At 37.9% G+C, this 19,386-nt stretch carries 21 protein-coding genes and 4 tRNA genes; 16 read left to right on the forward strand and 9 right to left on the reverse strand.

What is annotated here, in order from left to right; all coding sequences use genetic code 11:
- The first annotated feature begins 57 nt into the window (after positions 1-57).
- From AACL23_RS02340 to pmbA, 10 genes are all read left to right on the forward strand, one after another.
- Positions 58-570: a hypothetical protein gene (locus AACL23_RS02340; RefSeq protein WP_095034370.1), complete on the forward strand. Its 513-nt coding sequence runs from the start codon at positions 58-60 to the stop codon at positions 568-570.
- A 159-nt stretch (positions 571-729) separates the two neighbouring features.
- Entirely contained in the window at positions 730-3,048 is a 2,319-nt protein-coding gene (locus AACL23_RS02345) for a TcfC E-set like domain-containing protein (RefSeq protein ID WP_339049916.1), read from the forward strand.
- The gene (locus AACL23_RS02350; protein WP_339049918.1) at positions 3,045-3,725 is read left to right on the forward strand and encodes a pilus assembly protein; all 681 of its coding nucleotides are present in this window, start codon (positions 3,045-3,047) and stop codon (positions 3,723-3,725) included. The genes AACL23_RS02345 and AACL23_RS02350 overlap by 4 nt, the downstream gene beginning before the upstream one ends.
- Before the next feature lie 26 nt (positions 3,726-3,751).
- Positions 3,752-4,402, forward strand: a complete 651-nt coding sequence (locus tag AACL23_RS02355; protein ID WP_339049921.1) for a hypothetical protein — start codon at positions 3,752-3,754, stop codon at positions 4,400-4,402.
- Positions 4,359-4,901, forward strand: a complete 543-nt coding sequence (locus AACL23_RS02360; RefSeq protein ID WP_100096164.1) for a hypothetical protein — start codon at positions 4,359-4,361, stop codon at positions 4,899-4,901. The genes AACL23_RS02355 and AACL23_RS02360 overlap by 44 nt, the downstream gene beginning before the upstream one ends.
- Before the next feature lie 121 nt (positions 4,902-5,022).
- On the forward strand, positions 5,023-5,988 hold the full coding sequence (locus AACL23_RS02365; protein ID WP_339049923.1) for a hypothetical protein: 966 nt from the start codon (positions 5,023-5,025) through the stop codon (positions 5,986-5,988).
- Between the two features lie 336 nt (positions 5,989-6,324).
- Complete coding sequence (gene zapB / locus AACL23_RS02370) at positions 6,325-6,657, forward strand: cell division protein ZapB (RefSeq protein WP_234809439.1); 333 nt, start codon at positions 6,325-6,327, stop codon at positions 6,655-6,657.
- Positions 6,658-6,893: 236 nt separating this feature from the next.
- Complete coding sequence (sdhE, locus tag AACL23_RS02375) at positions 6,894-7,160, forward strand: FAD assembly factor SdhE (RefSeq protein WP_095034376.1); 267 nt, start codon at positions 6,894-6,896, stop codon at positions 7,158-7,160.
- A complete protein-coding gene (locus AACL23_RS02380) occupies positions 7,141-7,572 on the forward strand; it encodes a protein YgfX (protein WP_015873130.1) in 432 nt (143 codons plus the stop codon). Before sdhE ends, AACL23_RS02380 begins: the two co-directional genes overlap by 20 nt.
- 96 nt (positions 7,573-7,668) lie before the next feature.
- Positions 7,669-9,006: a metalloprotease PmbA gene (gene pmbA, locus AACL23_RS02385; RefSeq protein ID WP_339049928.1), complete on the forward strand. Its 1,338-nt coding sequence runs from the start codon at positions 7,669-7,671 to the stop codon at positions 9,004-9,006.
- A 194-nt stretch (positions 9,007-9,200) separates the two neighbouring features.
- Here the strand turns inward: pmbA and purB are convergent, their stop codons facing one another.
- From purB to bamD, 4 genes are all read right to left on the reverse strand, one after another.
- Positions 9,201-10,577 carry an adenylosuccinate lyase gene (gene purB, locus AACL23_RS02390; RefSeq protein ID WP_339049930.1) on the reverse strand — a complete coding sequence of 459 codons (1,377 nt, stop codon included), beginning with the start codon at positions 10,575-10,577 and terminating at the stop codon, positions 9,201-9,203.
- Positions 10,578-10,688: 111 nt separating this feature from the next.
- Positions 10,689-11,783: a tRNA 2-thiouridine(34) synthase MnmA gene (mnmA, locus tag AACL23_RS02395; RefSeq protein ID WP_339049932.1), complete on the reverse strand. Its 1,095-nt coding sequence runs from the start codon at positions 11,781-11,783 to the stop codon at positions 10,689-10,691.
- 55 nt (positions 11,784-11,838) lie between these two features.
- On the reverse strand, positions 11,839-12,192 hold the full coding sequence (gene hpf, locus AACL23_RS02400; RefSeq protein ID WP_100096161.1) for a ribosome hibernation-promoting factor, HPF/YfiA family: 354 nt from the start codon (positions 12,190-12,192) through the stop codon (positions 11,839-11,841).
- A 39-nt stretch (positions 12,193-12,231) separates the two neighbouring features.
- Positions 12,232-12,960: an outer membrane protein assembly factor BamD gene (gene bamD / locus AACL23_RS02405; protein WP_339049935.1), complete on the reverse strand. Its 729-nt coding sequence runs from the start codon at positions 12,958-12,960 to the stop codon at positions 12,232-12,234.
- 131 nt (positions 12,961-13,091) lie between these two features.
- On the opposite strand from bamD, the gene rluD reads away from it, so the two are divergent.
- Entirely contained in the window at positions 13,092-14,069 is a 978-nt protein-coding gene (gene rluD, locus AACL23_RS02410; protein WP_015873125.1) for a 23S rRNA pseudouridine(1911/1915/1917) synthase RluD, read from the forward strand.
- Between the two features lie 5 nt (positions 14,070-14,074).
- Positions 14,075-14,809: a peptidoglycan editing factor PgeF gene (pgeF, locus tag AACL23_RS02415; protein WP_339051545.1), complete on the forward strand. Its 735-nt coding sequence runs from the start codon at positions 14,075-14,077 to the stop codon at positions 14,807-14,809.
- Between the two features lie 12 nt (positions 14,810-14,821).
- Here pgeF and AACL23_RS02420 read toward each other — a convergent pair.
- The 5 genes from AACL23_RS02420 to bioH form a co-directional block, all read right to left on the reverse strand.
- Positions 14,822-14,898 (reverse strand) — tRNA-Pro (locus AACL23_RS02420).
- A gap of 20 nt (positions 14,899-14,918) precedes the next feature.
- Positions 14,919-15,004: transfer RNA gene (locus tag AACL23_RS02425), tRNA-Leu, on the reverse strand.
- A 32-nt stretch (positions 15,005-15,036) separates the two neighbouring features.
- A tRNA-His gene (locus AACL23_RS02430) sits at positions 15,037-15,112 on the reverse strand.
- An 8-nt stretch (positions 15,113-15,120) separates the two neighbouring features.
- A tRNA-Arg gene (locus AACL23_RS02435) sits at positions 15,121-15,197 on the reverse strand.
- A gap of 193 nt (positions 15,198-15,390) precedes the next feature.
- A complete protein-coding gene (gene bioH / locus AACL23_RS02440; RefSeq protein ID WP_100097077.1) occupies positions 15,391-16,170 on the reverse strand; it encodes a pimeloyl-ACP methyl ester esterase BioH in 780 nt (259 codons plus the stop codon).
- Positions 16,171-16,212: 42 nt separating this feature from the next.
- Between bioH and gntX the strand changes: the two genes are divergently transcribed.
- The 4 genes from gntX to AACL23_RS02460 all read left to right on the forward strand — a co-directional run bounded on the left by gntX (position 16,213) and on the right by AACL23_RS02460 (position 19,368).
- Positions 16,213-16,908, forward strand: a complete 696-nt coding sequence (gntX, locus tag AACL23_RS02445) for a DNA utilization protein GntX (protein WP_015873123.1) — start codon at positions 16,213-16,215, stop codon at positions 16,906-16,908.
- A 53-nt stretch (positions 16,909-16,961) separates the two neighbouring features.
- Positions 16,962-17,537 carry a Fe-S biogenesis protein NfuA gene (gene nfuA, locus AACL23_RS02450; RefSeq protein ID WP_100103694.1) on the forward strand — a complete coding sequence of 192 codons (576 nt, stop codon included), beginning with the start codon at positions 16,962-16,964 and terminating at the stop codon, positions 17,535-17,537.
- Positions 17,538-17,762: 225 nt separating this feature from the next.
- Positions 17,763-18,164 carry an 8-oxo-dGTP diphosphatase MutT gene (gene mutT, locus AACL23_RS02455; protein ID WP_015873120.1) on the forward strand — a complete coding sequence of 134 codons (402 nt, stop codon included), beginning with the start codon at positions 17,763-17,765 and terminating at the stop codon, positions 18,162-18,164.
- Positions 18,165-18,207: 43 nt separating this feature from the next.
- Positions 18,208-19,368 carry an IscS subfamily cysteine desulfurase gene (locus AACL23_RS02460; RefSeq protein WP_339049940.1) on the forward strand — a complete coding sequence of 387 codons (1,161 nt, stop codon included), beginning with the start codon at positions 18,208-18,210 and terminating at the stop codon, positions 19,366-19,368.
- The last annotated feature ends 18 nt before the right edge of the window (positions 19,369-19,386 follow it).

The raw sequence follows: 19,386 nt of genomic DNA on the forward strand, positions 1-19,386 counted from the left end.
TGTGTTTTATATTTTAATTAATCTATTTGTTTATTAAATCATATTACAGGATCGAATGTGAAAAAATTAACGATGTTTTGCTTTGCATTAAATATTTTATTAAATACCACTTTTGTTCAAGCAACCGCTCTTGGAACTCAGGCTAAAGAACAAAAAATTACAGTCAAGGCAAGTATTAAACCTGTGCTGGATATGAAAATAGCACGCGCCGGTTCATCTGCATTAATAGAAAATCTCAGTTTAACACCCAGCCTCGAAACTCCTCTTCTTTATGAAACTTCTCAAGCAGCCACCATATCCACCTTGGGTTACGATTCTGGCCATAGATTTAAAATTTCTCTTTCTAAAGAGTTAGTTTTAGAATTAACTAAAAAGGGACAAAAGGATGAAATTAGAGATGCGCGGGTTTTATTTAAAGGTCAAGATCTCACTGTAAATAATCCTATCGAATTCACACCTGATAATAATAAAATTGAAGGTTTATTAAAGATAATAGCTAAAGTCACTGAAAATCAAAAAGTAGGGGTTTATTCAGGTGAGTTGATCTTAAAAGTTGAAGAAGTGGCTTAATGATGTAAATCATTCTTATCTTGATTTTTATTTCATTAAATTTATATTACTACATTTTTTATCATTAAAAAAGCATCTAATATATAAAAGCAGGCGTTGGTATTGTCTGCTTTTTCAGTCATTATTTTTGAAAGCGAGTTATTCTGGAAATAAAAAAGGATGAATTCCTATAATAAAAAAAACAGGGAGAAGAATAAAAAAATTTTATATATTAAAAAAGCACTTTATATTTTTTTATTATTTATATTTTCGGAGCACACAAAATCAGAGATTAAAATTGAATATTTAGTCCCTAAAGGGTTTTCGCCTTTTGAACAAGAAATGAATATGGAATTTTTAGGCATTTTGAATGGCGAGATTTTGCCCGGTAAATTTTATTTTTCAAAAGCATCGCAAAAACTGATTTTTGATAAAAAACAATTTCAAGAAAATGGATTAAACGATTCAACCATCAAAATTTTAGAAAAGGTTCTATTTCAACTGCCCTATCACAAATGCGCTCATGGCTGTGAGACTCTATTGATGGGATATCGAGTCATCTTCGATAAATTGAATCAATCTTTAAGCATCACTCACCATCAAAAGACGGTGATGCCTGAAACAACTTGGGGGCTGGTGCATAACCAGTCGTTTGATATCAGTGCGGCCAGTAATCATTACCGGGCTCTTTCCGCTGAAGGCCAAGGATATTTTGGCTTGCCAGGCCAATCTTTTGGTTATATCAACTGGTTTTATCATCAATGGCACAAAAAAAACCATGCCGATAGCCATCAAGGTTTTGGGAGCTGGTATTTACAAAAAAATTTTCCGAAAACGTATTTACGTTTCGGGCAAAAAAATAATTTAGATGCCTCCGCTGGAAGTATTCAGACCCTTACCAATCCTTGGTTAGATCAATTTATGACTTTTGGAAGCCAGCATTATTTATCACACCAGATCGATTCAGAAGACTCTTTGGTTCTTTATGCCAGCAGCCCAGGGCATTATGAGATTTATAGGGATAATCGCTTGATTAGGCAAATTCCGGCGCAGATAGGCCGAAATAGCATTAGTTACAATCAATTGCCGTCAGGTTATTACAGTGCAGATGTTCGTTTGGTTGATAATACGGGGCGAGAAATCACTAAAGAGAAGGTGACCATCAGTAACATTGATTATCAGGCTGCAAAAGGCTGGTTTGTGACGCTTGGCAAAACAAAAAAACAAAAAAGTTTAGTGCAATTAAGCCTAAGTCAACCGAAATTTGGGTTTCAATTCAATGGAACCGTATTGGGAGATGATCACCACCAATGGGCTGCGGAAGGCAATATATCGCGTTCTACCCAGATGAACGGAATGAAGATCAACACCACATTAGGTGTTATGGGGGGAGAAAAAGGTTTTGGGCATTATGCACGTCTGAATGTGGGTAACAGCGTCATCGGTTATATCAGCCTCTCTTATTATCAACATCCCTATATTTCCGTTTATGCGCCAAGGCAACAAAGCCAATATGTGTCATATAGCCGGCATTTGGGTGATGTACAAATCACCTATCATTGGCAAGGTTCAAGCAAACAGAGCCAGCATCAAATACAGAGTTATTGGCAATGGAATTGCCAAAAATTTAATATGAGTCTTGCTGTAGGTGTTGAAAAATCTCGTTCCAATAAAAGATCAGCAGGACAGGCAGACAATCATATAAGCTTATTTATCAATACTGTTGTGACGTTGACTCAAAGTCATGCCAATATTGATATCGGCTATCGAGATCGAGAATGGATGTTGAGTGCTCACTATCAAAAGGAAATTGAGCATGCGTATGGAAAAAGTACCTTTGGGATCACAGGCACTCAGCTTGGAAAAAGACCGAATTTTTCCGGCTATGTCGAGCATCATGGTACTCGAGGCAACTCATCGCTCAGCGCGGGGATAGATGACAAAATATATCATGCTCGCTTTCATTATGACGGCATGTTTGCAATGAATCGGAGCGGCATCGCGTTTGGACAAAGAAGCACCAGTGGCGTGGCGCTCTTGGTTAAAGCCCCCTCTGTGCCAGACACACCTTATCGCTTAAAGGTCGAGGGTTCGCCTATTTGGGAAGGTCATCTTTATGCCATTCCCATCTCCAAATATCGAGACGCGCTCTTTGCTCGTGCACAAAATGAGAATACGGATATGGATATGGATATTCAATTACCTGTTCGTATTACGCGCGCTCATCCTGGTCAAGTTTTTTCAGCTGAAGCAAAGGTCAGATTAAGCTTGCTGTACAACGGTTTTTTGATCGATGAACAAAAAAAACCGATCAGCGGTACGATTAAAGAAACAGGAGATCTGGTTTATCCAAATGGGTTATTTTCTATTCACTCTGATGTATTTCTAAAAGATCTTCAGGTTCAAAGTCATGAATTTGATTATTTGTGTAATCTCAAAACTCATACAGAACATTATTACCAATGTCAGAAAACGACGAATCATAAGGAAAATTTATGAAGATAAAATGGAAGCCGCTGATTTTTTTATCCTGTTTTATCAATGCTCATTCAAACGCACAATTGATAGCCATTCCGAGTAGAATCAACCTCGAAGCCTTAGAGAAAGGTCAAACCGTTAAAGTCTTTAATAAAGGTGATGCCTCACTTTATTTAGAAGCAAAACTGTATCGTGTAGAAAACCCGGGCCATACCCCTGAATTACAAACCCTTATCGGGGAAATACCCCATCCTCAAATGATGTTTAATCCTGCTCGCATGAGTTTGGGGCCCAAACAGGAGCGTGATATTCATTTGATCCCTTTAAAATCGCCAGAGCAAGAGACGCTATATCGACTTTATATTACTCCTGTGACACAAACCAGGATCATAGGCACCAGCGATGAAAAAAAAGAGATGGCATTGACTGTCGGGATTGCTTATGGCGTTTTAATCCATCATTTGCCTGAAAAATCACTACAGAAAATAGGATGGGAATATCAATGCCTAAAAGGGAAAGGGATTCAATTGACCACAACCGGAACAGTACAAAGCCCATTTCGTCATTTAAAGTCTCATCATAAAAAGCATATTTCTGAGACACAAAACGTTTATCCAGGAACCCCGGTTACTTTGCCTCGGATTAAAAAATTGACAGGGAAAGTTTTTAATGAAGATGTTCAAATTGACTGCTCTTAAATATCAATATCAAAGATTATTTTTTTTTGATGACATTTTCTATCAATAGTGCAGCAGTAATAGAGTTACAACCTCATATTTTAGAAATAAAAAACGAGCAGAGTTTTTTTGAAGTCATTAATAAAAGCCCTCATGTCGAATATGTTTTGGTGGAACTTTATTATTTAAATAATCCAGGTGTATTAGAAGAATCTCTAACGCCAATAGGTTTAATAAATTCGCCTTTATTATATGCGGCGCCCTTAAAATTCACTTTAGGTCCGCAACAGGTTGGCAAAATTTATTTAAAAACATTAAAAGCACCAAAAAAAGAACAGCTTTATCGATTAGCTGTAATACCAAAAACCTCTATGAAATTGCGTAGTTCGGAAATGAATGCGGTACTCAGTGTGAAACTGAGTTATATGGGATTAATTCGGCATTTACCAAAAAAAATCAAGCCTGATTGGAAGCATCGTTGTACGAAAAATGGCGTAGAATTAAAAAACACAGGTAATATTCGACTCAGTTGGACTGATATTCAAAATGGAAATCAAAAAGTCAGACTGAATAATATTCATTTATATCCTGATCAAATTCATTTCATATCAGCGAGCGATCAAAAAAATATTTCACTGAAAGGGAAAGTCAATCATGAAAATTTTTATTTATTTTGCAAAAATAAGGATTCACTTTAGTTTTATTTTTTTGATTTTATTTTTTTCTCAAACCTTGGCAATCGAAACTGTAGAATTAGGTGAAGTTCATTTATCATTACAGGTCACCACAAGCCCGAAGATTTTTATAAAAAAATCAAACAACCTTGTCAGTACTGATTTAGAACTTAAAAATCATCCTCAGAACATATTCGAATATCAAATCACAGAGCCTTTTTTAGTTAAATTGACAAACAGCTCTGAGTATCAATTAAAACTTAAAACACCTTTAATTTTGGAAAAGCAAAGAATATCTGGTTCTTCATCTGCTCAAGATTTTCTTAAAGCTGAAGTTCGATGGGGGGAAAAAAGAGAGCATTTAAAAACACTTACTCAAGATCCTTTATTTTTTAAACAAGAAAATTCGTTGAATAATATTTCTGAAGAAACTTATTTTTTAAATATATCAACACAAGCAAATAAATCGATTTATGGAAAATATCAAGGGTCATTAATATTAATTTTTGAGCCCATGGCATAATAATAAAAATGAGAGTAAAAATGAAAATCAAAAAATTATTTTGGTTAGGATTGATTTTTTCGTCTATAACTCAAGCACAAGAAGACTTTTCTTTTTTTCCTTTAAGTCAACACTATTCTTCTTGTCAAATGAGATTATTGGCCGATCAAAGTATTCAAATTTTTTTTCTGTCAATTTTAAAAAAAATTTATTTGATTTAAAAAATATCGACACCCATCGTTTTATGAAGATATCTCCTTCTGAATTGTCGCTTTATCTTTTTTTTTATCATCTTGATGGAAGCCCTGATCATCATATTAATCTCAGTGGGATACAAAATATTTCTTTTAATGGAATGACAGAGTTTTATATAACGCCGTATATTAATAATATGTATCAAGTGATATTGAAAAAAAATCCGGAATTTTTAAGTGAACAATATCATGTTCAATTGACTTTATTACCCAATACTTTAAAAAGACTCTCCGTAGGAATTGCAATCGGTGCGATATTAAAAGATTCTCATCAAAAAAAATGGCATTTAATCGATCATCAAGGGATTTCTTTTGGTGCATCAGGTCAATCTTGCGAACCTTTTTATCCTAAAAATCCACAGGCCCCTGTTCCTTTAAAAATAGATCCTAAATTTAAATTAAGTTCCACTTTATGGAAATTAAAAAAAGTGAATCTCGATAAGCTGAGAGAAAAAACCGATTCAGGTACCGGGCTCAAAGCTGAATTCATGAATACGACTCAAAATAAATTTTGCGTAAATTATGTGTCTTTAGGAACGGTGGCGAGAAAATATAGGGTGAGCGCTCGAAACCAAAATGGCTTGGATATAACTGGGCAGTTTTTTCAGTTAAAAGAGGAGAAAGAAAATCAATTGATTCATTATAAAATGGATTTTTATCATGAAGGCCCCACAAAAAATGATTTCTCGTTACCTAACGGTCATCAACAGATTCATTTAAAAAAGAATGACGAAAATCCTATCACCCAAATGTGCTGGGCTCCCGATATCACTTTGTTTAGTAGCGAGAGTACCGATCAAGGAAATTACTCGGATGTGCTACATTTTGTTATTACGCCTTATCTTGAAGAATAAGGAGTTTTGAAGAGGAGTCAACAGAGCAGATTCCCATGAATGGAGGTACAATCATCGATGAAAATATATGTCGGCATTTTAATTACCTCCGTATCAAATGATAAGTATGGAGTGCATCATGTTTGGGAGCTAATAAAAAACCAAAATTCTTATTATATATTTGAAATATATTGATATTTAATTATTTTCGATTGAAAATAGGATTAAACTGTTTACTTTAAATGTATTCATATCCATGTAATACTATCGAATATGAATAAATTCATCAGAGTAGGTGACGCCTACGAAAGCAGTCTGTGTGTCACTCAATAGTATATAGACACTCGCAGAATGGTGATGAATATCATCAGCCATTTTTTATTAATAAAGTTAGAACTATTTCCTTTATTAATAAATTTCATGGGCCTTAATCATAAAAAGGGGAAAGATATGTCATTGGAAGCTTTGGACCAATTGCAAGAAAAAGTTCAGAAAATGCTTGAAGCAAATGCCTTGTTACAAATGGAAATAGAAGAATTTAAAGAAAAGAATATTGTCTTAGAAGAAAAAATAAATGCTATTTCAGCTCAACAAAAAGATTTAGTAGATCAAAATAATGAGCTAAAACAAGAAAAAACCGTTTGGCAAAATCGTTTGAATTCGCTTTTAGGTAAGATGGATGATATTTAATCATTTGTATCTATAGAAAAAGTAGATCGCCGCTGATTCAGAGATATGATAGATATCTGCAAATCTTTTCAATTTAATATGGAAATAAAAAAAACTTTTTTTGAGATCTTCTTCACAAAATAAAAGAAAATATCTAAAACCTTCACTAAAAAATGGACTAATAGGTTTAGTCGTATAAAACTACATCAAAAAGAAGAAGACATTCTTTATATATCTAGATAAAAACTGAGCAAAAAATGAGAATTAACGACAAAGCCCATATTCGATGGGCCTGCAGACGCGGTATTCTCGAGTTAGATATTTCTATCATGCCATTTTTTGAATATGAATATGACAGCTTAAGTGATAAAGAAAAAAATTTATTTATGCGTTTGTTGGTTTGTGATGATGCCGATTTGCTTGATTGGTTAATGAACAAAAAGAAGCCTCAAGATAAAGAGTTAAGAAAAATAGTCCAGATTATTAGAAGGAAAAATAAAATCCGTGGGGCAATTTCAGTGTAAATTACAGGTTTCGCCTTTTACAAAATTATTTTCTTTTATTGTCTATACTCTGCTTGCATTAATAACTTTACTTGCACCATCTGGGCCAAAAGACTTTATTCCTTTTTACCTGATCATCATCATTTTTTTGGTTTTTGAATGTGTTTTAAGCCAGAAAAAAATAAGATCATATCAGGGTAAAATCATTTTTATGGCAGATAATAGGCTTCACTGGCTTGAACAGAATTGGCTTTTGATTAAAAAGCCATGGGCGCTTAGCCGTTATGGCCTCTTGCTTTTTTTAAAGCAAGAAGACACCAATGCCCAAAAAAATTTATGGCTGCTCTATGACAATATGTCTGAACCAGAATGGCGGCAGTTGCATCAATTTGTTTTTTTATTCGATGCCCGCTCATCTTGTTTATCAATATGAATTGACTGATTTTTTATTCGAATGATATTCACAAGAGGATGAAGAATATGGTAGTGAAAATTTTTAATAAACCCCTCTATTTATTGCGGCGGATCCATGCAAGTGACTCAAATAATAGAACAGCGTGACATACTCGAAAAAGCAGTTTCACAAGCCTTAGAACGGGCAATAGCTAAAGGGGCTTCTGCGGAGGTCTCAGTAACAAAAACAACAGGGATCAGTATCAGTACTCGTTTTTGTGAAGTAGAAAACCTGGAATTTAATAGTGATGGTGCTTTAGCCATCACTGTTTATGATAAGCAACGTAAAGGTAGTGCTTCTACAACGGATTTAAATCCCAAGGCGATTGATCAAACAGTGCAAGCGGCCCTGGACATCGCACATTATACTTCCTCCGATCCTTATTCTGGAATAGCTGAGGCTTCTTTACTGGCTTATCAAATAAAAGATTTAGATTTATTGTACCCTTCTGATTTAGATCCCAAAGCCGCCATTGCTCTTGCCTCAAGAGCAGAACAGGCCGCGTTGGCAGTGGATAAGCGTGTTACTAATACAGAAGGAGCAAATTTTAATAGCCACTGTAGCATCAAGGTTTTTGGCAGCACTCATGGGATGTTGCAAAGTTATTGTGGGAGCCGTCATTCTCTTTCCACTAGTGTGATTGCAGAATGTGATGGCCGTATGGAAAGGGATTATGCTTATACGCTAAGCCGTCGGATACAGGATCTGGCTAGCCCTGAGTGGGTTGGCAAAGAATCTGCCCGAAGAGCCCTTGCACGTTTATCACCAAAAAAATTATCCACAATTGAAGCCCCGGTCCTATTCGCAGCAGAAGCTGCCATAGGGTTATTTAAAAATCTGGTATCTGCTATCAGCGGCGGAAATATTTATCGCAAATCCAGCTTTTTATTGAATAAATTGAATCAGCAAATTTTACCGAATTGGTTCAATATTCTAGAATGCCCCCATACTTTAGGAGGCCTTGCTTCTGCACCCTTTGATTCGGAGGGAGTCTGTACTTCTGAAAGAGAGATTGTGACAAAAGGGCGATTAAACACGTATCTTTTAGCGAGTTATTCAGCTCGAAAATTAGGCTATCAAAGCACGGGGCATGCTGGAGGCATTCATAACTGGTATATCGAAGGCCAAGGAGAGAACTTTACACAAATGCTTCAAAAAATGAGCAAAGGTTTAGTTGTCACCCAATTGATGGGTCAAGGCGTCAATATTGTAACGGGTGATTATTCACGTGGGGCCTCGGGCTTTTGGGTTGAAGATGGGATGATTCAATATCCAGTTAGTGGTATTACCATCGCTGGAAATTTAAAAGAGATGTTTTTAAATATGGTGAGCATAGGGAGTGACATTGAAACCCGAAATACTATTCAATGCGGTTCAGTTCTTCTTTCTGACATGAAGATAGCAGGTGAATGATTTAGTGAGAATAATAAAAAATTATTCAATACTCTGTAAAACTTGCTCTTAATCTGCGATCTGAATACGACGTATCCAGATCGGCTTGTTGTAAAAAAATAACATCGATATAAAAGCAAAACTGGACTTTATTCTGAAGACTTAAAGAAAAAAGCCAAACGTGGATTTTCCTATTAAATTTCAAACGTTAATTTTTAGTGATCTAGCATTTCTTTCGTCAATAAAATCGCCAGGCCCAGATAGTTCTGTGGCGTCATGTTTTTTAAGCGGTTTTTTTCTTCTGCTGGTAAAGCTAGAGTATCAATAAAAGAATGTAACTTCGCCTCATCAATTTTTTTTCCGTGACTCAATGCCTTGAGCCTTTCATAAGGTTCAGGAACACCATAACGACGCATCACAGTTTGAATAGGTTCTGCTAGTACTTCCCAAGTATCTGATAATTCTTCTAACAAATGAATTTGGTTGATCTCTAGCTTACTGAGCCCTTTTAGGGTCGCATCATACGCAATCAGAGAATAGGCCAATCCGACGCCTAAATTACGCAACACAGTAGAATCTGTAAGATCTCTCTGCCAACGTGATATCGGTAATTTTCTAGCCAGATGATTTAATAACGCATTCGCTAAACCAAGGTTACCTTCGGAATTTTCAAAATTAATAGGATTCACTTTATGCGGCATGGTAGAAGAACCAATTTCTCCCTCCGCGGTTTTTTGTTTGAAATGACCTAAAGCAATATAACCCCAGATGTCACGATCAAAATCAATTAAAATAATGTTAAATCTAGAGATACAATCAAAAAGTTCCGCAATATAATCATGCGGTTCAATTTGAGTCGTATAGGGATTCCAATCAATACCCAAAGATTTTACCAAGTCTTTGCTCAATGCTGGCCAATCTATTTTTGGATAAGCGGCAATATGGGCGTTGTAATTTCCTACTGCCCCATTTATTTTTCCTAAAATTTTTATTTGTGACAATTGTTGAAACTGTCGTTCCATCCGAAAAACCACATTCGCAAACTCCTTTCCCATAGTTGAGGGTGTCGCAGGCTGTCCATGTGTGCGTGACAGTAAGGGTATGCTTGAGTATTGGGCCGCTTTTTCTTTTATCGTGTCAATGATTTTTCGCCAAGCAGGTAAAATGCTTTGCTCTCGAGCGGTTTTTAACATTAATGCATGTGATAAATTGTTGATATCCTCAGAAGTACAGGCAAAATGAATGAATTCAGAAACCTGCTTTAGTGCTGGTATGACTCTCATTTTTTCTTTTAAAAAATATTCCACAGCTTTGACGTCATGTTGAGTTATCTTTTCTATTTCTTTGATGCAAAAAGCGTCTTTTTCATCAAATTCATCAACAATTTTATCCAAAAAAATTTGGGTCTCCTCGTTAAAAGGAGGCACTTCTTGTATCCCTTCAGCATCAGATAATGCTTTAAACCAAGCTATTTCAACTTGTACCCGACATTTTAAAAGACCAAATTCACTAAAAATATTTTCTAAATTTTTAATTTGATTTCGGTACCGCCCATCAATAGGTGATATTGCTGTTAAAACAGATAATTCCATTGTGACTCCTGAAGCGTCGATCATGAGACTATGATTTTTTTGCTTATGTTCATAAAGAGATGACAAAACAATATGAATTGTAAACGCTGTTCTGCCAAATAATGGTTCGTGTCAGAGACGATTTTCAATAATGCCTCCACCAAGGCAAAGTTCATTTTGATAAAACACGACGGATTGACCAGGAGTGACGGATGAAACAGGATGTTCAAAACGCACAACAGATTGATCCTGCTCCACTATGATCTCGGCCCGGATGTCTTCTTGGCGATAACGTGTCTTGAGCACGCATCTATAAGGTGATTTAGTTGGAGGTGAATTGACCCAATGTAATTGTTGAGCTATCAGGCCTTTCGACATCAGTAGAGGGTGCAGAGGATTTTGAGCTACCAATAAAATATTGTTTTTAATATCTTTATCCACGACATACCAAGGGGCTTCACCTTCTCCTTTTGTTCCACCTATTCCTAGACCTTTACGCTGACCTAAAGTGTGATACATCAACCCCTGATGCTGGCCGATATGTTTTCCATCTACGGTCATGATAGAGCCTTTTTGACCAGATAAATATTGGCTAAGAAAATCACGAAATTTACGCTCTCCAACAAAACAAATCCCCGTGGAATCTTTTTTCTGTGCATTGACCAGATTCAGCTTTTTAGCGATATCTCGCACTTCGGATTTTTTTAATCCGCCGATAGGAAAAAGGCAATTAGCCAACTGTTGTTGACCAATCGTATAGAGAAAATAACTTTGATCTTTATTTTCGTCGATTCCCCGTAACAAAAAGTGCTGCCCGTTATTGCTTTGATGACGTACATAATGGCCTGTAGCAATATAATCCGCTCCCAGATCTTGTAAAGCGAATTCAAGAAAAGCTTTAAACTTGATTTCTTTATTACACAAAATGTCAGGATTAGGCGTCCTGCCTGCTCGATATTCCGCTAAAAAAAGCGTAAAAACCTGATTCCAATATTCAGCCGAAAAATTAACGGTATGTAATTCAATATTGAGTTTATCGCACACAGCTTGTGTATCTGACAAATCAACGGCAGCGGCACAATACAGTTCATTGTCATCTTCTTCCCAATTTTTCATAAACAAGCCACAAACCTGATAGCCTTGTTCTAAGAGCAAGTAGGCCGCCACGGAAGAATCTACGCCGCCAGACATTCCCACAACGACTTTTTTGCTATTTTTATTTGACATGATCTTTTGTTTTTTAATAAAAAATAAATCTGATCTAAAGGGTAAAAACTTCTATTTATTCTTCTCCTTCTTCTTTTCCTCCCTCCCCTTCGTATTCGATATCTTTAACATTTTTAATGTTGCGACGGGATTCTTCTTTATGTTGTATTTTATTTAACTGACGTTCAAGCTTATTGAAAACCTCATTAATGGCAGCATACATATCGGGATCTTCGGCACTGGCAAATAAAGATCGATGAGGAACCCCTATTGTGGCATCTACCTTAAAGCCATTTCGGGCTTTATTCATCACAACACGTGCATGAATCAGTTGCGCTTTCCATTTATCAAGTTTTTTAAAACGTTCATTAATACGTTCACTTATGGAAGGAGTAATATCGATATCTTTACCAGTAATGTTCACGATCATAAGGCTTAACCTCTTATTTTTTAGAAGGATATGAAAGAATTATGAGTTAATATCAATGAGTTTAGCCACTTTATCGGCCTGTTCGTGAAGCTGTAATTTTCGATATGCCTGTTCCATCAAAGGCAGTGCCGTTCGAGTCGCTTGAGTATCGGGATAATTTTTAAGCATTTCTTCTACGCGATTGATGACTGCCACGTATGCTTCACGTTTAATGTAATATTGAACGACAGCTAATTCATGCTTGGCCAAACGATCTTTTAAAAAAATTAATCGTTTTTGAGCATCTGCTAAATATGTGCTGTTTGGATGATATTGAATTAACTGTTGGAAATCACGGAAAGCCCTTAGGGCGTGCTCTGGGTCTCGATCCGAACGGTCTACCCCAAAAAAATTCTGGAGTTGATTTTCGTCCAGACCCATTTCAGTTAAGCCTCTCAAATATAGTACGTAGTCAATATTGGGGCTAGTGGGATTAAGACGAATAAAACGGTCTATAGAAGCTTGAGCTAAGGCAAGTTGATCTGATTTATAATAAGCATAAATGAGATTAAGTTGTACTTGTTGCGAGTACCCGCCGAAAGGAAAGCGCGTATCCAATGCCTCGAGTTGAGTAATCGCTTCTCTAAAATTTCCTTCCGATAATGCTTTTTGAGCGACTGCATACAGCTCAGAGGCAGGTTGATCCGGCACAATCCGTTTATTTTTGCTACAAGCAGAGAGAGTCAAAGCAAAAATCGAGGGGATCACTAAATGTTTAATAAATTTCATGACGTTTTGATTATCCTCAAAATGTTATTTAGTAAAGGATCGATTAGGTTCCGGAAAGATATGTCATTAAAATGATAGGTTACATTAAACAGCCCAACCGTCACAACCCAAGGTGAACAAAGAAGCGATCTATGACACAAAAAATACAACTCAATACGACAGTGTGTGAATCACAACTGGGCCAACGATTAGATCGGGCTTTGGCTGAACTTTTCCCCACGTATTCACGATCTCGCATCAAAGAATGGATTTTGGCCCATCAGGTTACTGTCAATGGGATAACAAAGAGTATTCCTAAAGAAAAAGTATTAGGTGGAGAACACATCGAAATTCATACTTATATTGAGGAGAATAAACGATGGATGCCACAAAAAATCCCTTTAAATATTATTTATGAAGATACGGATATTTTAGTGATTAATAAACCCTCAGGCTTGGTGGTGCATCCAGGTGCAGGAAATCCTGATCACACCATATTGAATGCGCTTTTGGATTATTACCCTGATATTACTCATGTTCCAAGAGCCGGCATAGTTCATCGTTTAGATAAAGATACGACAGGCTTGATGGTGATAGCAAAAACACTTCGCGCGCAGACCAGTTTGGTCGATGCCTTGCAAGCGCGTTTAGTCACGCGTGAGTATGAAGCGATTGCAGTCGGTCATATCACAGCAGGGGGCAGCATTAATGAACCTATCGCTCGACATAAAAGTAAGCGTACTCATATGGCTGTTCATCCGCTAGGGAAATCTGCGGTCACACATTATCGTATTTTGCAACATTTTCGAGCTCATACCCGATTGCGGTTGCGTTTAGAAACAGGGCGTACGCATCAAATTCGGGTTCATTTTTCTTATATTCATCATCCTTTAGTCGGCGATCCGTTGTATGGCCGACGTTTGCGTCAGCCAAAAGGTGCTTTAGAGAAGCTCATTGAAACTTTAAGCGCTTTTAAGCGGCAAGCGCTTCATGCCACTATGTTGCGTTTACATCACCCTATTACTCAGATTGAAATGGAGTGGCATGCTGATTTACCTCAAGATATGCTTGATTTGATCAGTGCTCTCAACGCAGATCAAGAGGCCTTTTGCCAAAAAGAGGAACAATAAAAAAGATGTTACTCATTCCTGATTGGCCCGCCTCCATTAACGTCAGATCCTACAGCACGACACGTCAGGGAGGTGTGAGTTTGCCACCTTATCATTCCTTCAATTTGTCAACTCATGTGGGTGATAATCGTGATCACGTAGAAAAAAATCGCCAGAAATTGTTTCTAGAGGCTGATCTACCTCACATGCCTATTTGGTTAAATCAGGTACACGGTCATACGGTTTTAAATCTAGAGGGAAGATCGCGAACTCAGGAAGTACAGGCAGACGCCGTTTATACGCGTCTGCCAGGTCAAGTGTGCTCCGTGATGACGGCTGATTGTTTGCCTGTACTCCTAACCAGTTTCGCAGCAATTGAAGTCGCTGCGGTTCATGCGGGTTGGAGGGGTCTTGGCAGGGGTATCCTAGAAAAAACGGTGGCTCAATTTTGTGCTCAGCCTTCTACCATTATGGCATGGCTCGGCCCGGCAATCGGGCCAAAAAATTTCATAGTAGGCGAGGAGGTGCGCACGCTTTTTATCCTTAAAGATAAAAAGTCCGCTTTCGCTTTTACAGCCTTGGATGATGGTCGTTATTTGGCAGATATTTATTGTCTGGCTCGGTTATGTTTGCGAGCGCTTGGGGTTGATGCCATTTATGGTGGGAATGATTGTACGGTCGAAAATCCAGAAAAATTTTTTTCTTATCGGGCTTCCCAAGGGGTGACTGGACGCATGGTGAGTTTAATTTGGTTCGGCTGAATATGATCAATTTGGTCGGCGAGAGAGGATTCGAACCTCCGACCCACTGGTCCCAAACCAGTTGCGCTACCAGGCTGCGCTACTCGCCGCTTTTTATTTTATTTTTTTGTGGTGCGAAGGGAGGGAGTTGAACCCTCACATCCTGAAGATACTAGCACCTGAAGCCAGCGCGTCTACCAATTCCGCCACCATCGCATCTTAATTTATTTATTTGGCATGAATTACTTTGGGGTGGCTAATGGGACTCGAACCCACGACAACTGGAATCACAATCCAGGGCTCTACCAACTGAGCTATAGCCACCATAAAAATGGTGCGCCCGACAGGATTCGAACCTGAGGCCTCTGCCTTCGGAGGGCAGCGCTCTATCCAGCTGAGCTACGGGCGCTCTCGCGCCTTTGCGGGGGGGGATACTACGGTTTTCAGGCACATATGTCTAGTTATTTTGAAAAGAAATAGCCGACCAGAAAATTTATAGTGGTGCTTCCGTTAGGTAAAGTAATTTGTAAAATTGAACGATTAACTGACAAAGAGTTTACTGATCACATAAAACCTGGGTATTCCAGTAAAATTATTGCAGCCTAATGAGAAAAATATTTCTGATAAAAATACAGTATCACTTCTAAAAAATCATCTGTATGAGAAATAAAAGGCACATGAGCAGACTGATGCATGATAACAGATTCAGTGTGAGGCCAAGCCTCATCCAATAATTCAGCTATCTTACAGGGCACTAACGCATCTAACTTACCATAAATACGCAAAAACGGCACAGAAATAGCATTTAGGCTGTCACGCATGTCGGTATACCGTAATATTTTCAAACCTGCTTTAAGTACTTCTTTTTTTGGTAAAGGTCGACTGAATAAAAAAGATTTTAAAGATGTTGTATCTCGCTGACTGTTGAGCGTGCCTAATGTTTGAAGCAATAAAAATTGCTCTAGCGTATTCTGTAAATGATCCTCTAATTTTTGTTCAAAACACGACAAAACCTGCCATGATATTCCAGGCCATTGATGTTGAGAAACAAAACAAGGAGAACTGCAAACCGTGATTAAAGCAAGAACACGTTCAGGATACCTCAGAGCAATCTCACTGGCGATGCATCCGCCCATTGACCAACCTAGCCATATTGCCTGTGGCGGCGCTTTTTTTAAAACCGTTTCTGATATTTCAGGAAGGGTAAAACTCTCTTCACTCTGACTGAAGCCATAGCCAGGGAGGTCAAATAAATGCAATCGGAAATGCGAACCGAATCTGTTTATAATGTAACGCCATGCATTCGAATTCATTCCCCATCCGTGCAACATCACAAAATCGAGTTTTCCTTCGCCGCAGCTGTATCTATATAGGTTTTTCATCCGTATATTATACAGATTATTGGTCAAAAAGATTTTATGCTTATGTTAAACCTTATTAGCCATTGTTGGATATGTCAGATGCCATTGTATTTATCTCATCATGGGCTTTGCTCTGTTTGTACGCGCCATTTGCCTAAGCTATGCTCCTGTTGTCTACAATGTGGTTTGCCTTCAACAAATCCTTCTTTAGCTTGCGGACGTTGCTTAATTGCACCTCCCTTGTGGAATAGCATTACCTTTGTCAGTTTTTACGAACCACCTTTAAGCGTGTTAATTCAAAAAATGAAATTTCAAGGCATGACATCCTTAGCGTTAGTGTTGGCTCGTTTATTATTACTACGATGGCGAGATCTCTGGCGTGATGGCAACATAAAAAAACCCAGTCGCATTATCAGCGTGCCTTTGCATGTCAGACGTTGCTGGCGGCGCGGATTTAATCAAAGCGATCTATTAGCCCGCCCGTTAGCTCGTTGGTTAAATTGTGATTATCAATCGGATTGTTTGACTCGTTTACGTCCCACTCCATCACAACGACATTTAAACGCATCCAAGAGAAAAAAAAATTTAAGAGGGGCATTTCAATCTCATTTATCTCTAAAAGGCCAGAGTGTCGCTTTAGTAGACGACGTCGTCACCACAGGTAGCACCATTAATGAAATCTCAGAGCTGCTTATAAAAGAAGGAGTGGCTTCATTACAAATTTTATGTATTTGCCGCACCTTGTCGTTCGGGCATTGATACGCGTATCATAAAAAAGAAAATGTAAAACAATTAAATTGAGTTCACATATGATGATTACCATAACAGAAGCTGCACAAAACCACTTTGTTAAACTTTTATCCAGCCAACCTGAAGGAACGCAAATTCGCGTTTTCGTTGTCAATCCTGGTAAGCCGACAGCCGAATGTGGCGTGTCTTATTGCCCGGCCGACAGCGTTGAAAGTGCTGACACTCATCTCAAATTCAACCTGTTTTCTGTTTTCGTTGATCCAATTAGTGCACCCTATTTAAATGAAGCGGCGATTGATTTTGTGACTGACGAGCTGGGTTCTCAACTCACTTTAAAGGCGCCGAATGCTAAAGTGCGTAAAGTGGCTGATGATGCTCCTTTAATCGAACGAGTCGATTATGTTCTGCAATCACAAATTAATCCCCAATTAGCAAATCATGGAGGTCGCGTGACCTTAATGGAAATTACAGATGATGCTTTTGCTGTTTTACAATTTGGAGGGGGTTGTAATGGTTGCTCAATGGTAGATGTCACTTTAAAAGAAGGAATTGAAAAGGAATTATTGCAACAATTCCCTGAGCTCAAAGGCGTCAAAGATCTGACAGAGCATCAGCGTGGGGAACATTCCTTTTATTAAATTATTCAGTCTCAGCAAATCAGATAGTCTCTCACGGTAATCGTATTTAATTGGTGAATCCGGGAGTCAAAAGCCGTAGAAAAGATAGAAAAGATAATCATTACTTTAACAACCGCGCTGAGCCGCCCAGTTTTTATCAACACTGAGTGAATTCTGTTTACTCAGACAGTGATGTTAAGTGATCACAAGATACCCCATTAATTTTACTGTTTTATAAGAGGGCCCATGAAAGAGGTAAAAAAGATTGATGTCGCGATAGGGATTATTCAGGATACACAAAAAAAAATATTTATTACTCAACGACATAAAAACGTACATTTTGCAGGTTTTTGGGAATTTCCCGGAGGGAAAATTGAAAAAAACGAAACCCCTGATATCGCATTAGCAAGGGAATTGTTTGAAGAAACTCGTATTACTGTACGAAGTGCTTCTCTGCTTCAAATGAAAAAAGAGATTCACGATGATCTCATCATCTGTCTTTATTTTTATTTAGTGGAAGAATGGGAAGGTGAGCCCTGTGGTTATGAAGGTCAGAAAGGCAAATGGGTCAATAAATCCGAACTATCAGCACTACGCTTCCCTCCTGCAAACGACTCCGTTATTACAACATTGTTATTGCAAAAATAATAAAATATCTGCGTTATTCTCGGTTAGAAATAAAGGTATTTTCATGAAACGCCCGATTTACCTGGATTATTGTGCGACGACACCGGTTGATAAACGAGTAGCCGATAAAATGATGTCGTTTTTAACCATAGAGGGCACCTTTGGAAATCCTGCTTCCAGATCTCATTTTTTTGGCTGGCAGGCAGAAGAGGCTGTGGATATTGCGCGTAACCAAATTGCTTCATTACTGGGTGCGGATGCGCGCGAAATTATTTTCACCTCTGGTGCAACAGAATCTAACAATCTTGCCATTAAAGGGACGGCACATTTTTATAAAAAAAAAGGGAAACATATTGTGACCTGCCAAACAGAACACAAATCTGTTTTGGATAGCTGTGCACAACTTGAAAGGGAAGGCTTTTCGGTGACTTATTTGTCACCCAAAAGTAATGGTTTAATCGATTTAGAAAAATTTGAATCCGCGCTCAAAAAAAATACGATTTTAGTGTCTGTTATGCACGTAAACAATGAAACTGGCGTGATACAAAATATTGCGCATATAGGTCGAATTTGTCGCGAAAAAGGGATCTTTTTTCATGTGGATGCGGCTCAAAGCGCAGGGAAATTGCCTATCAATTTATCTCAGTTATCTGTTGATTTCATGTCTATTTCGGCTCATAAAATGTATGGCCCTATGGGAATTGGTGCCCTATTTGTCCGTCGAAAACCCGCTGTGCATCTTGAGCCTATTCAACATGGCGGTGGGCATGAGAGAGGCCTGAGATCAGGCACTTTACCTGTTCATCAAATTGTCGGGATGGGAGAAGCGTGCCGTATTGCCGAGGCAGAAATGTCCGCACAATCAGATAAAATGAACATTTTAGGTGATCAATTATGGTATGGCCTTCAGCATCTTGATCACATTTATCTGAATGGCGATCTCAAAAATAAAGTTCCTCACATTTTTAACATCAGCTTTGGAGGAATCAACGGAGAGGCTTTGATCCTTTCTTTAAAAGATTTGGCGGTTTCTTCTGGTTCCGCATGTATCTCAAGCACTGTAACGTCTTCTTATGTACTCCGTGCATTGGAGGTCAGTGATGAATTGGCCCAAAGTACCATTCGTTTTTCTTTTGGTCGATTTACTACCCAAAAAGAAATAGAATACGCTATTGAATTAATACCTCAATATGTTCTTGGCTTACGAAAAGTGTTAAGTCAATGATAAAAAGATATAAATAAA

Source organism: Candidatus Williamhamiltonella endosymbiont of Tuberolachnus salignus, from assembly GCF_964019775.1.
GTDB classification, from domain to species: Bacteria; Pseudomonadota; Gammaproteobacteria; order Enterobacterales; family Enterobacteriaceae; genus Hamiltonella; species Hamiltonella defendens.